Origin of the sequence: Microcoleus sp. B3-D2, assembly GCF_036705345.1 — a bacterium.
In the GTDB taxonomy this organism is placed as follows: Bacteria; Cyanobacteriota; Cyanobacteriia; order Cyanobacteriales; family Microcoleaceae; genus Microcoleus.
Genome location: NZ_JAUBUG010000044.1, coordinates 1 through 13,755, shown reverse-complemented (window position 1 = coordinate 13,755; position 13,755 = coordinate 1). Strand labels below are relative to the sequence as shown.

Sequence of the window (13,755 nt, the reverse complement as noted above, 5' to 3'; positions counted from 1 at the left end):
TACTGCTGTTTTCATGATGGTTTTAGCGACAGAAAGGATTAAAATCGTGAAAATGTTAGTGAGTATTTTTTTGGCGATCGCCCTACTGCAAGGAGTGCCTATGGCGGTTAAATCTCAAGAAATAATTGACCCGATCGACCGGGTTGTGAGCGCAGGATTGATGAATAAAGATGCCAGTGGCAACTTTAATGCTGAGGGCCTTGTCAGTCGCGCCGATTTGGCGATGATTTTAGTGAAAACTTTTGGTTTGGAACGGCGAAAAACAGCTCAGAAACCCGATATGGAATTGCCGGACGTACCGAAGAGTTATTGGGCTTACAGTGCGATTCAAACTGTTTTGAAAACGGGAACGATGAGTGGATATCGCGACGGAATGTTTTTCCCAAATCAAAGGGTGAGTCGCGCTGAAGCTTTGGCGATTTTTGCTCAAGCTTACGGGGTTTTTCAGTTTCCCGAACCCAGCATTTCCGAAATTTTAGCTAAGTATCCAGATGCAGGCGACATTCCTACTTGGGCTAGAAAGTCTATGGCTACTGCACTTTATGAAGGGTTTGTTAATGTCGATCTCGCAACTAATAAGATTAATCCTTTGAAGCCGATGACTCGCTGGGATATCGCTTACGCTTTGAGCAAGTATTTGGAGCGGCAGGTAAGGCCCACTTCTTTGCCTGTCCCGGCCGAGCAGCCTCCCGATCGCGGCGTGGGAAGGTGATAGTGTTGAGTTGTGAGTTAAAAAGTCGATCGCCCGCCATGCAAAATCCCGGAGATTTGGTGACTGTAAAAGCAGCCATCAAACCCCCAGGATTTAAAGTTTTCCTCTTAAACGAGGCTCAAATTATCCCCAGTGAGCTTTAACTCAATCAGCAGTAGCCAATTCGGTACTGGCACCACCGCGCTTCCGAGTCAGGGTATTGAAAAGCATCTGACCGACAGCTTTAATCAAATTGCCTTCTAACTCCATGAACATCTTCATGTTCATGCCAAAAGCTGCATTAGCTTCGTCAACAATTCGCTCTGCTGTTGCTTCGTCAATCGGCAGTTCATTCATTGCCTGACGGTAGTTAGCTTTGAACTCTTTTTCATCAGGAATATCCTGGAATTCATAGAAAGCAGTGCCTTCTCCCTCGGAAAGATTCATCCCGCGCTGGGCAATTCCCTTCAGGATTTGTCCGCCGGATAAATCGCCAAGGTAGCGAGTATAAGAGTGAGCTACTAACAGTTCCGGTGCCGTCGCCGAAATCTCGTGAATCCGCTGCACATAAGCTTTAGCTGCGGCTGACGGAGCTACTTGTTCGCGCCAATTCGCACCGTAGTAGTAAAATAAATCTTGCTCTAAACTTTGTTTCCGATTCAACTCAGAAAAGTAAATTTTTGAAACAACCGGATGCTGCTTTTGGTGTTCCATTTCCTCTTCCATTGCCGAGTAGACAAAGTAGAGGTTTGCTACTAACTTCCGGTAAGAAGTTTTTTCTACAACGCCTTTTAAAAAACACTTGACAAAACCGACGTTTTCTGCCATTGTGTGGGACTTTTTCGTTCCCTCACGCAATTTGGTCGCTAAATTGATGCTCATGCTATATTTGTCCAACCTTCTATTTTTGTGGTAGCTGATGGATGCGCCAAAAATCTAAAAATTACCTAAGCATTTACCTTAGATCGATTTGATGAGAGATTGTATTAATTTTTATAACAAAACCTAGAGACATCAAACGGCCCTGATGCCCGATCGCCCGAAAGGGCAGAAGGCATCAGGGCCGCAAAAGTTTAGTCATTAGTCCTCAGCTATTAGCTGTTAGCTAACGAAAAATGACTAATGATTAATTTAGATGTCCAAGTCAAGGAGGTTGAGTTTGGGGCCGTAGGTTTCGATGAATTCGCGGCGGGGGGCGACACGATCGCCCATTAAGATCGTAAAGATGCGATCGGCCTCTGCAGCGTCTTCAATCTCCACCCGTTTCAGCGTCCGAGTTTCTGGGTTCATCGTTGTATCCCACAACTGTGTCGGCATCATTTCACCCAAACCTTTGAACCGCTGGATCGTGTAATTAGCATTCGCCGGAAATTCATTGCGGACGAGATTGTTCATTTCGCGATCGCTGTAACAGTAGTAATGATTGCGTCCCCGTTCCACTTTATAGAGAGGAGGACAAGCAATATAGATGTAACCTTGGTCTACAAGTGCGCGCTGATAGCGGTAGAAGAAAGTCAGCAACAGCGTGCGGATGTGAGCACCATCTACGTCAGCGTCAGTCATAATTACGATGTGGTGATACCGCAATTGACCCGGATCGAATTCTTCGCCTTTTATGCCCAAACCCAGGGCTGTAATTAACGACTGAATTTCGTTATTTTTATAGATTTTGGCGTCGTCTGTTTTCTCAATATTGAGAATTTTACCGCGCAAAGGCAGGATTGCTTGGAATTGGCGATCGCGCCCTTGTTTTGCCGATCCGCCTGCAGAATCCCCCTCCACCAGGTAGATCTCAGATAGGGCAGGGTCTCTGGAACTACAGTCCGCTAATTTTCCAGGCAAAGGAGACGATTCTAAGACTGATTTTCGGCGCACTAAATCGCGGGCACGGCGGGCGGCTTCAGCGGCCTTAAATGCCTGAATTGCTTTTTCCAAAATAGCGTCCGCTACTTGGGGGCGAAACTCCAAATATTCTGTCAATACTTCGCCTACCAAGGAATCGACAATTCCCCGAACTTCTGTATTTCCTAGCTTAGTTTTAGTTTGACCTTCAAATTCCGGGTCTGGGACTTTGACCGAAATCACTGCTGTCAAACCTTCGCGAACGTTTTCGCCGGCGAGGTTGGGCTCGTTTTCTTTGATTTTGTTGCGCTTGCGGGCGATCGAATTCATCGTCCGCGTCAAAACAGCCTTCAAACCTTCTAAGTGCGTGCCACCGTCGATCGTCCGAATGTTGTTAGCAAAACCTAGAACGTTGTCGCTAAAAGCATCAACGCACCACTGCAAAGCCACTTCTATCTGCACGTTGTTGCGTTCTCCTTGCACGTAGATCACTTCTTCGTGCAGAGGCTGCTTTTCGCGGTTCATGTAGGCGATATATTCCTTGATTCCGCCCTCATAACAGTATGTTTCGATGCGAGGTTCGCTACTTTTAAGCAGTTCCAAACGGTGGTCGCTAAAGGTAATTCTCACGCCCGCATTCAAGTAACCCAATTCTCGCAAGCGCCCGGCGAGTATAGTGTAATCAAATTCAATGCCAGTGCTAAATATTTGAGTATCTGGCAAGAAAGAAACTGAAGTGCCGGTGCGAGTGCCTTTGTTGGGCTTGGCAGTAAGTTCAGTAACTGGATTGCCTCTTTCGTAGCGCTGTAAATGTTCTTTTTGGTCGCGCCAAACTGTCACTTCTACCCACTCGGACAGCGCGTTAACAACAGAAATACCTACACCGTGCAATCCTCCAGAAACCTTGTAGCCACCACCGCCAAATTTACCGCCGGCGTGGAGTACAGTCATTACTGTTTCTATTCCCGATTTGCCAGTCTTGGCAACGATGCCGGTCGGAATACCCCGGCCGTCGTCTGTCACGGTAACGGAACCGTCGGCGTTGATGTCAATCTCGATGTGAGTGCAGTGGCCAGCCAGCGCCTCATCAATGGAATTGTCCACAACCTCGTAAACTAGATGGTGGAGTCCTCGCGGGCCGGTGGTACCGATGTACATCCCCGGTCGTTTACGGACTGCTTCGAGACCTTCGAGAACTTGAATCTGGTCGGCGCTGTAGCTGCTGGTCATACAAAAATAGCTCCAATAATGAGGCCTAAAGCCCCGAAAGCTTCTAAAATGGGAAAACTCCTAAAATTATAGCACAAAACCGTTAAAGGCGATGCTAGGGCTTTCTGAAGGGAAATTTATTGGGGGGAGGGAGGGGAATAGTTTTGAGATTGCTGGAGGACTGCCCAGGCCGATCGCGGTGAATCAGTGGATGGAGAGAGGGGAAAGCATGGATAGGAGAGGATTTGAGAGTTTTTATAGGGAAATGTGCGACAGCTTATGCCTAGATTAATTACGATTTGCGGGGCGACGGCGACGGGGAAGTCGGGAGTGGCTTTGGCTTTGGCGGGGCGACTGCAATCCTCGATCCTGAGTGCGGACTCCCGTCAAGTGTACCGCGAATTTGACATCGGAACAGCAAAACCGACGGCAGTCGATCGCACTTGTGTACCGCATCACTTAATTGACATCTGCGATCCCACAGAAACTCTGACGCTAGCAGAGTACCAGCAGCAAGCTCAAAAATTAATTTCTGATGTCGAATTTCCCTTGTCTCCTCCTCTGTTGTTGGTTGGAGGGACGGGCTTATATATTAAATCGATCGTCAGGGGTTTAAAAATACCTAGGGTAGCGCCGATGCCCGAATTGCGATCGCAACTTGCCGAACTCGGACAATCTCAATGTTACGCGATGTTGCAGCAGGTCGATCGGTCTGCCGCCGAGAAAATTCACCTCAATGACCCAGTAAGAACTTTAAGAGCACTGGAAGTATTTTATGTCACCGGTCGCCCTATTTCCGAACAGCAGGGCGAAAATCCTCCCAATTATCCTATTTTACAAATTGGGTTGGATTGCGATATCGAAGTTTTGGTCGATCGTATCGAACAGCGCACAGAACAAATGCTAGAACAGGGTTGGATAGCTGAAGTAGAATATTTGTGTAAAAAATACGGTTGCGACTTGCCACTGTTGAACACGCTGGGCTATCAGGAAATGAAACAATATTTGGCTGGCGAAATTAAGCTTGAAGAAGCCAAAGAATTAACAATTTTGCACACGCGGCAATTTGCGAAGAGACAGCGCACCTGGTTTCGAGCGTATCCTGAAATTGAATGGTTTGATGTTAGCACACCTGATTTGCTAGAAAGAGTTTGGCAGAGAGTGCAGGAATTTCTCAAGTGATTTTAGATGGGAATTATTTTTTTTTAAAACCGCTGATGAACGCTGATGTAATTTAAATTAATTGGCTAAATTTTAAAATACAGTCTGATTTTTGCGTTAACTTTGAATCGGCAAAATCTCTCTAATTCTTTGCCGAAATAAACGCACAGCCGCCCGCTGTCCGACTGTTCTGCTTTGTTCGATGAAACCGGGAATTTCGGCAACGGGTAAAAAGGAAAAAGCTAAACTGCGATCGCACATTTCATATTTTCCCTCCACAAGGTGATAAACTTGCAGAGATTCCCGGCGATACCTCCACAGTTCGGGAACACCAAGAGCAGCATAAATTGTAAACTTATTGATAGAAGAATTTGTGTAATCTGACTCTATTGCTAAATCCGGCGGCGGGTCATTTGGCAAATTGATATTTCTGCCTCTAACTAAAGATTCATTTTGAATGTAGAAACAGGAATCAGGTTCTACAGCACGAGTTAAATCTTCTCGTTCAAGAGTCAGCGAACCAAGACTCCTAAGTTCAATTTCCAGTTCATCTACAATGGCTTCCACAAAGCTTTCTATCAGTCGTTTGGGTTCTTCGTGTTCTTCCAGCGGCATCCTGATTTCTAATACTCCTTCATCGTAAGCAATTCTCCAAGCTCGATCGTCCCCAACATCGGCCAGCAAGGCTTTAAAAGTTGACCAACTGACACCTTTTAAAATAACTCGCTTTTCTTGGGTAGTTTGCTGCTCTACGGGAGTTGATGTTGTTGTTACCATTTAACAATTCCTTGGTAGCTTCATCAATTTTTATTGTAGTCTATCGACTGCAAAATCAAGGTAAAATTTACAAACAAAGTGCAGGTATAGGGTAGGGATAGGGCATTGCCGTGTCCTGTATTTCATTTTGCTGAACCGAAAAAAAATCTTTTTTTTTTATTAACCGCAGAGAACGCAGAGGGCGCAGAGAAAGAGAAAAGAGATAAATTAATAATTTGAGAAGCAGAAAAGCCTGTTCCTCAAATTACATCTCGCATACTTAATTAACTGTACAAACTCGCCACATATTCGCCGTAACCGTTATAGGGCAAAGTCGGGCGAGTTTCCCACGACCAACTGTTACCGGGACCGACTACCCGTTCGCTAGCCTGCGACCATCTGGGGTGCGGTTTGTCGGGTTCGACATTTGCTTCAAAGGCGTATTCGTTGGGGCCGATTGTATTCCAAAAAGTGGCGGGCTGTTGTTCGATAAATTCAATTTTTACAATCGACTTTGCGCCCTTAAAACCGTATTTCCAAGGAATCACTTGCCGCAGCGGCGCACCATTTTGTTTTGGCAGCCTTCGGCCATACAAGCCTGTGGCAAAAAATGCTAAATCGTTGGCCATTTCCTCGACCCGCAGACCTTCGGTATAAGGCCAAGGATAAAATTGCGACATCAAACCGGGGCCGGGAGTAATTTTGGGGTCGTAAAATGAGGTAAAGCGAACGAATTTAGCCTTTGATTGCGGTTCGACATCAGCCATCAGTAATTTCATGGGAAACCCGACCCAAGGAACTACCATCGCCCAGGCTTCTACGCAGCGAAATCGATAAACTCGTTCTTCGATAGGAAATTTTTTGTAGAGGTCGTCAATATCATAAGTGCGGGGATTTTTTACTAAACCGCTTACTTCTACTTTCCAGTTTTCTGTTGGCAAAGCTTGAGCGGCTTGCCAAATAGATTTTGTGCCGCCGTATTCGTAAAAATTGTTGTATTTTGTAGCTAAGGCTTCGTCGGTAATCGCTCGATCGACTTTCGCAAAGGCGGAATTCCGGCTCAATCCCGAATATGCTTGGGTTGAGCTTTGATCCAGAGCAGTTTTTGAGCTAGGATTGCTTTGGCAGCCGGTCAGCGGCAGTAGCGAAGCAGTCACGCCGGCGCCAATTAAATTTGTCATGAAGCGGCGGCGGTTGAGAAATGCTGTTTCTGGGGTAATTTGGGGTTCGAGAATTTCCCAAGGTTTGGGAACGCGAATTAACGGCATAAGTAATAGTTAAAAGTTAGTAGTTAGTTTGGCAAAAGTGGCCTAAGTTTTAATCTGTTAGTCGATTTGAGATTAGAGATTTGAGGTTTGAGATTGACTCCATAGAACAAACAATCGCGGATATTTGGCAATGCCTCGCGATTGCTTTACTTTGCTGCGATCGCACTGAAAGTATTCGCAATGACAGTATAACGTAATTCGGTAACAGCAAATCCCGCCGATCGCTCGAATGAGCTCGGTACGATAGACCTATTAAACCTCGCTCGCAGGAAAGTCAGCAATTATTTACGCGCGATCGACCGAAGCAATTGTGGCGAAAATCTGGGAAAGAATTATCATAAAGCAAAGATTCCAATTAATTATTTAATTTGTCCACAGGAAGCGGCACGCACCGCCCCGCTTTCCTCCCCCACCAACCAGTATGTCGGACGGGGGTCTCCAGCGGAAAGACAAATGAGTTACTGCACCAATCCCCATTGCCAGAATCCCCAAAATCTCGATCGCGCGACAGTATGCAAAAGTTGCGAGTCGAACTTGCTGCTAAAAGGCCGCTACCGAGTCTTTCACACCCTCGGTCAAAGTCTCACTTGCCGCACCTTCTTAGCAGTCGATGAAGACCAACCTTCGCAACCCCGCTGCGTCATTCAACAGTTCTGCGGCTCAGCAGCAGCCGCAGACGGTGGCACACACCAAAACCGGACATTTCGCGGCTCGGCCTCAGTTCTCGACGAGTTGGGGAAACATCCGCAAATACCGAAACTGCTGGCATCTTTTGAACTCGAAGGCTGCCAGTATTTAGTGCAAGAATACATCGAAGGCCGCAATTTAGCCGATCGGCTTTCAGAAAAAGGTGTTGTTAAAGAAATTCAAATTTGGTATCTGCTGAGCGAATTGTTGCCAGTGCTGCAATTTGTTCACGAACATCAACTGATTCACGGAGATATCAAACCGTCGAATATTATTCACCGCAAAACTCCCCAAGCATCCCCAGCTTTGGCAGGGAAAGAGGATCTATACCCCCTGTCCCAAGAAAGTGCCTCGGGGCTAGTTTTAGTCGATTTCGGCGCGGCAATTCCGGCAAACAGCGGGCCGCTGAAAATAGAAACGGTGACAGGTTCTGCCGAATACGCGGCCCCGGAACAAATTAAAGGTCAAGCGATTAAGAGCAGCGACATCTACAGTTTGGGCCTCACTTGCATTCACTTGTTAACGGGAATGTCGCCCTTTGATTTGTTTGACATCAAAGCCGAAAGTTGGGCCTGGAGGCATTATTTGAAAGTACCAGTTTCGGCGCGACTCGGCCGCATTCTGGATAAAATGGTGCAGCGAGAACCATCAAAACGCTATGGATCGACCGAGGCAATTCTCACAGACATGAAATACGGCCCGGCACCGGTAGACGTGATTCTCAGCAAACCCAAGTGGACTTTAGCGATGTGGGGAGCAAGTGCGGTTGCCCTGCTGTCCGTAGTGCTGGGTATTCGCTTGCCATCTCCAGCACCGCAGGCTTTCACTTCTTCTGAACCTGTTTCTAGCATTCCCGAAATTCGGTTCAATCCGCCACCGATGCAGGATTTCAACGGTGACGCCTCGCAGTCCCTGCCTGCAGTGCGGACTCTGGCGGAGCGAGACAAAAACCCGGTTTGGGCGGTAGCAGTCGCTCCCAACGGCCGCGTGATAGTCAGCGGGAACAACGACGGTACAATTCATCTGTTGCACAAGCGTCGCGGCAAGCTACTCAAGGTTTTAGCAGGACATTTGGGGCCTGTGTGGTCGGTGGCCGTCAGTCCCGACGGCAGGACGATCGCCAGCGGCAGCGCTGACGGTACGATTAAATTGTGGAATTTCTATTCTGGCAAGTTAATTCGGACTTTGGACGGCCACACAGACGGCGTGTTCTCGGTGGTTTTCAGTCCAGACGGCGAAGCCATCGCCAGCGTCGGTAAGGATAATACTTTGAAGCTGTGGCAAGTGGAAGGTGGTGCCGAGTTGGAAACTCTCCAAGGGGTTTTTGACCAGGTGCATTCGGTGGCTTTCAGTCCCTATAAAGACACTCTCTTTACTGGCAACGGCGACGGTACTATCAAGCTGTGGAATTGGAAGACTGGGGAATTCCAAGCCACTCTCACGGGTCATTTTGATGCTGTTTCGGCTCTTACTGTCAGCCCTGACGGTAAAATTTTGGGCAGTGGGGGCTGGGACAATACGGTGAGGATTTGGGATATCACCAAGGAACACTGGTCCGCACCCTCGGGTGAAGTGATTTTTAACGGTCATGCCGATCGAATTCAGTCTCTAGCTTTCAGTCCGGACGGAGACAAACTCGCTAGCGCCGATTTGAGCGGGACTATCAAGCTGTGGCACATGAGTTCGGGCGAAATCGCCGGCACGCTGAAGGGTCATTCTACTTGGGTGGAATTGGCTTTTAATCCTCAAGACAAAACTCTGATCAGTGGCAGTTTTGACGACACGATTAAGGTATGGCGGCTGTCTCCTTGATTTGTTTGGTTGTCCGCCCCATCAAAGTTGAAGAATCCCCAGCCAAATCAAAGATTTTGGTTGAGGATTCTTAAACTCGGCGATTGAAAGAGACTGTTGGCGATTTCGCAGAGGGTGTTACCCCCCACCTCGGGAACGCAGCATTTGCGTTCGCTCTTTGTAGTTAACAGCTATATGGTCAATTAGACATTTACTCCCGATCTACCATTTTTAGGGATAAGTGGTGAAACCCCTGGTTGATTAACCAACAGTCTCTTGACATCGCTGCTATACAAACGAAGTCCACTGCAAGCTGACTGAAGTATATCTTTAGGCAATGCCGCCGTTAACGCGGATATTTTGTCCAGTAATCCAGCGGGCTTGTTCGCTGCACAAAAAAGCCGTCACATCGGCAATATCTTCAACTTTTCCAAGTCTTCCCAAAGCAGCCATTTGAGTAAATCTTTGTATTTGTTCAGCGGTTTTGCCAAAAGTGAAGAGTTCTGTATCCGTTGGGCCCGGAGAAATGACATTGACTGTAATTTGGCGATCACCCAATTCCTTAGCCAGCGATCGAGTTAGCTGTTCTACCGCGCCTTTTGTCGCCACATAAGCCCCATAAGTTGGCAGTAGCATCGCCGTTGTCGAACTGGAAAAATTAACAATTCTTCCTCCCTCCGCCATGCGTTTAGCAGCTTCTTGACAAGCAAAAAACGTGCCTTTGACGTTAATTGCAAACAGATTATCAAACTCTGCTTCGGTAACTTCCGCTACAGGTTTGTAAAGAATTACTCCTGCATTATTGACTAAAATATCGACTTGTGAATAGGTTTCCAGAGTGCGATCGAACAAATCGCGAATTTCTGCGGTTTTGCTGACATCGGCTTGCACGGCTAATGCTTTGCCGCCTGCTGCTTCAATCGCTGACACAACATCTTTCGCCTGATCTGCGCCTCTGGCGTAGTTGATGACCACTGATGCCCCTTCTTGGGATAATCGCAGGGCGATCGCGCGTCCAATTCCCCGCGATGCACCGGTCACAATTGCCACTTTTCCTGCTAGTGATGGCATGAGATTTCCTCTGCAATTAGCGTTGATGGTGGTTCAGAATAATCATACTATTTTTTTCCGCATTCTGGTACAGAAACAAATTTAAAACTTAAAATAGTCAGAATATCCCTAGAAATCGCGGTTACTAACTAACACTTGTGGTAAAGTAGTGTCGGCTGTTAAAGTAAAATCTATGACCGTAAATTCCGAGTTAGCAGAGCAGTATTTGTCAGCGGGCGAGAGCCTCCAGAAATCAGGAAAACTTGACGAGGCGATCGCTCAATATCAAAAAATATTAGCCCTTCAAGCGGATAGTGCGATCGCACTCAACAAGATAGCTGAAGTTTATTATGCTCAACAAAAATTTGCAGAGGCGATCGCCTCATGTTACCAAGCACTTCGCCAGCAATCGAATTTCCCCGCCGCCTACAAAACTCTAGGCAATATCCTGCAAGCCCAAGGCAAAATAGACGCGGCCATTCGCGCCTACTCCAAGGCGATAGAATTCGATCCTAATTTGGTAGAAGCCTATGTTAACTTGGGCAGTATGTTTTACAAACAAGGCCAGCTCGATGACGCCATAACTTACTATCAAAAATCTATTGCTCTTCAACCAGATTTAGCCGTCGCTTATTGGAATTTAGGCAAAAGTTTGGAAGAGGAAGGGCGAATCAATGAAGGTTTATTTTATCAAAAAAAAGCTCTCAATTTACAGCCGGAGTTAGAAGATAGAAGCAATTCAGTAAACAATAACACTTACTGAAGAGGAATGTTATAGTCAAAATAATTTAATCATTAACGATGCAAGCTGGAGCAACATGGAAATTAACCATAATCCGCTCGAATTCCTAACGGCTAAAGTACAAGAAACTGTTGCCGATATCCAAAACTTAGGCAACCAAATTGATGCAAAATTCGAGGAAAGTGCAACTGTATTAACGGCGTGGGTACAATCAGCGCCAAGTTCAATGGTTAGTGCCGGGGCGATCGCCACTCAAGAAGCTTTTAAAATAGCACATAACATCCGTTTTGAGAACCTGCCAACAAATCTGCAATTCAAATTTGCTAGGGCTGGGGTGCGTGACGGAATGCGAAATGTTCAAGAAGCAGCAAAAGTATTTGAATCCATACCCGCCCAAATTCGTGCCCAAGGCCCAGAAGCAATTCGCAACTTCTGTCAAGATAAAGATTGGAGTCACATCCAAGCGTACGTCAATGGAGGCGGAAGCGAAGCTGCTAACGGGATTTTTGAATATTTTTGGGTGAATCGTGCTCGCGGTGGTGCAGACATGACTGCAGCAGAATTAGCAGTTGCTAAGCAAGTTTTAGCGGATGCTGCGTTTAAAGCAGCAGTTGCGGAAATTGTTGGGGCTGCAATGAAAGGGGCGATCGCCGCAGCAGTAATTGAGTTAATATTTTCTATCTTAGAAAACTCGCTATTGTGCGTTGAAGGCAAAATTACCCAGTCAGAGTTAGTCGAACAAGTCGCCACCGCCACCGCCAAAGCTGGCATTGCTGGTGGTGTTATTACTGGCATTCTGTTAACACTGTGCATGATATTTCCCCCCATTGCCGCGCTTTTAGGTGCCGCAGCGATGCCCTTGACGGTTGCAGGTATTGGTTTTATGGGAATTCGCGCTTGGGAAATCTTTTGTCACGGCGATCGGGTATTTGGTATTACTCAACAAACACAAAAATTTCTGGGGCTGACTGAAGAAGTGCAGTAGGGGCTTAAACCCGGCCGTGTCCTACGTCTAATTAGATACCTGACTTCTTGAAGAAGTCGGGTATCTCGGTATTCTAAATGATTGGGAAACATAAATAGTATGGATTCAGTAGAAAAAACTCAAGATCAGCAGCATCCGCAATACAAGCGCGATCGAGCCAGTGTCAATACTTTATTAGCCTCAGAAGCAAACGACTACAATTTATCGGAATTAGCAAGATTAATAATTCGCTACCGAGGCTTTCCCGGCGCTAGAGATATCCAAGCAGACTTAAAAAAAGTCCTGCAAAAATGGAATTATACCGAAGAAACTCTTTACGAACAAACCCGTAAAATTCACGCCCAAGGTGAGGTTTATAGAAAGCAAAAAAGCGATCAAGAAGATTGGCTTTAAGACACTCAAAAATCAACATTTATAGCAACCGCGAACCGCCTTGGCGGTTAAGACAATAGTCGGGAAACTTTTTAGGTCGTAGCCTGAAACCCTTGCTTTGGTCGGGACCTGGGGGGGTGACAAAGAGGTTTAGGAGATAGACGCAATAAGGGTGGCAGCCCGTATACCCTGTTGATAAAAGCAACGTTTATTTCGAGTCAACTTCATTAACTGTTGAATTTCTAATAAATGCCGATCGAGATAATCAACCCACTGTTCTCCATCCTTACCAACGCCAAATATACTCCGTCTACGGTATTTTTTTATCGGTTCGGAGCGGCGAGATACATATTTTTGTACCTGCTTTTTCTGAGTTTCAATGCCTTGAAATATCGCGGAGGTGTAGGCGATAGCCATTAACAGAATCATCTTAATCAGTCGGTCTCCCCTTAAACCACTCCCTTCTAGATTATAACCTCCTGTCTTGCAATCTCGGAACATTTCTTCAATTCCCATTCGCTGTTTATAAGCGGAGATCGCGAATGGCAACGAGCCTAAATCTGTTAAAATAAACCAGGCGTCTTTTACTTTCCTTCCCCGGTAATTTTATTTCCATTTACAAGCAATATCAAATCCTGCTACTGGCTGCGTTTTTCTGACCCTAATTCCTTGAAAATATAAGGAAGTTCCTGGGACTAATCCTAATTGGTCTAAACGTTGCCAAATTAAGTTTTATGTTTCCAAACAATGATTCTTTTTCAGTCTTAAGCAAAAAGATACACCCACTGTCCTGGGGGGGTGACAAGATGGCTAAGAGCTAGACTGAATCTGACTTATAGCTCTCATCCCCTGTTGGTAAAAGTAGCGCTTAGTCGGGGTTAAAGTCATTAACTCTTGAACTGCGTCGGCATATTTTTCCAGGTATGTTAGCCATTGGTGGCTATCTAAACCACTGCCAAAGGTACTCCGTCTTGCATATTTTCTTTGTGACTCTTGAGGGCGAACAATGTACTTTTTGACCGATTTCATTTTGAGATTTGTTCCTTGCATGATGGCACTACTGTAGGCGAGTGCTATTAATAAAATGAGGGTCATCAACCGCTGACCTTTTAAGCCTGTTCCCTCTAAATAATAGCCTCCGCTTTTGTAATCTCGGAACATTTCTTCAATTCCCATCCGCTTCTGATAGGCAGCGATCGCC

Annotated in this window: 12 protein-coding genes and 1 pseudogene; 6 read left to right on the top strand and 7 right to left on the bottom strand. The window is 46.2% G+C overall.

The annotated features are described in order from the left end of the window. Positions 1-52 precede the first annotated feature (52 nt). Positions 53-712: an S-layer homology domain-containing protein gene (locus QUB14_RS17430; protein WP_333218363.1), complete on the top strand. Its 660-nt coding sequence runs from the start codon at positions 53-55 to the stop codon at positions 710-712. Positions 713-856: 144 nt separating this feature from the next. On the opposite strand, the gene QUB14_RS17425 is transcribed toward QUB14_RS17430, so the two are convergent. Both QUB14_RS17425 and gyrB read right to left on the bottom strand, forming a co-directional pair. Then, positions 857-1,573 (bottom strand): heme oxygenase (biliverdin-producing), encoded by a 717-nt coding sequence (locus tag QUB14_RS17425; RefSeq protein ID WP_333218364.1) that lies wholly within the window; start codon positions 1,571-1,573, stop codon positions 857-859. Between the two features lie 249 nt (positions 1,574-1,822). Then, complete coding sequence (gene gyrB, locus QUB14_RS17420; protein WP_333218365.1) at positions 1,823-3,763, bottom strand: DNA topoisomerase (ATP-hydrolyzing) subunit B; 1,941 nt, start codon at positions 3,761-3,763, stop codon at positions 1,823-1,825. 258 nt (positions 3,764-4,021) lie between these two features. Here gyrB and miaA point away from each other — a divergent pair, with 258 nt between their 5' ends. Then, positions 4,022-4,924 (top strand): tRNA (adenosine(37)-N6)-dimethylallyltransferase MiaA, encoded by a 903-nt coding sequence (miaA, locus tag QUB14_RS17415; RefSeq protein WP_333218366.1) that lies wholly within the window; start codon positions 4,022-4,024, stop codon positions 4,922-4,924. A gap of 96 nt (positions 4,925-5,020) precedes the next feature. Here miaA and QUB14_RS17410 read toward each other — a convergent pair whose 3' ends face one another. Continuing rightward, positions 5,021-5,680, bottom strand: a complete 660-nt coding sequence (locus QUB14_RS17410) for a Uma2 family endonuclease (protein WP_333218367.1) — start codon at positions 5,678-5,680, stop codon at positions 5,021-5,023. A gap of 263 nt (positions 5,681-5,943) precedes the next feature. Next, positions 5,944-6,927, bottom strand: a complete 984-nt coding sequence (gene msrP, locus QUB14_RS17405; protein WP_333218368.1) for a protein-methionine-sulfoxide reductase catalytic subunit MsrP — start codon at positions 6,925-6,927, stop codon at positions 5,944-5,946. Positions 6,928-7,380: 453 nt separating this feature from the next. On the opposite strand from msrP, the gene QUB14_RS17400 reads away from it, so the two are divergent. Then, the gene (locus QUB14_RS17400) at positions 7,381-9,426 is read left to right on the top strand and encodes a serine/threonine-protein kinase (RefSeq protein ID WP_333218369.1); all 2,046 of its coding nucleotides are present in this window, start codon (positions 7,381-7,383) and stop codon (positions 9,424-9,426) included. A 309-nt stretch (positions 9,427-9,735) separates the two neighbouring features. Here the strand turns inward: QUB14_RS17400 and QUB14_RS17395 are convergent, their stop codons facing one another. Beyond that, entirely contained in the window at positions 9,736-10,476 is a 741-nt protein-coding gene (locus QUB14_RS17395) for an SDR family oxidoreductase (protein ID WP_333218370.1), read from the bottom strand. A gap of 172 nt (positions 10,477-10,648) precedes the next feature. Between QUB14_RS17395 and QUB14_RS17390 the strand changes: the two genes are divergently transcribed. The 3 genes from QUB14_RS17390 to QUB14_RS17380 all read left to right on the top strand — a co-directional run bounded on the left by QUB14_RS17390 (position 10,649) and on the right by QUB14_RS17380 (position 12,575). Next, positions 10,649-11,218 (top strand): tetratricopeptide repeat protein, encoded by a 570-nt coding sequence (locus tag QUB14_RS17390; RefSeq protein ID WP_333218371.1) that lies wholly within the window; start codon positions 10,649-10,651, stop codon positions 11,216-11,218. Positions 11,219-11,273: 55 nt separating this feature from the next. Further along, positions 11,274-12,182: a hypothetical protein gene (locus tag QUB14_RS17385; protein ID WP_333218372.1), complete on the top strand. Its 909-nt coding sequence runs from the start codon at positions 11,274-11,276 to the stop codon at positions 12,180-12,182. Positions 12,183-12,281: 99 nt separating this feature from the next. Further along, positions 12,282-12,575, top strand: a complete 294-nt coding sequence (locus QUB14_RS17380) for a DUF3288 family protein (RefSeq protein ID WP_190657093.1) — start codon at positions 12,282-12,284, stop codon at positions 12,573-12,575. 129 nt (positions 12,576-12,704) lie between these two features. Here the strand turns inward: QUB14_RS17380 and QUB14_RS17375 are convergent, their stop codons facing one another. Next, complete coding sequence (locus QUB14_RS17375; RefSeq protein ID WP_333218373.1) at positions 12,705-13,070, bottom strand: hypothetical protein; 366 nt, start codon at positions 13,068-13,070, stop codon at positions 12,705-12,707. 294 nt (positions 13,071-13,364) lie between these two features. Then, positions 13,365-13,755: pseudogene (locus tag QUB14_RS17370) on the bottom strand (IS4 family transposase); the annotation flags it as partial.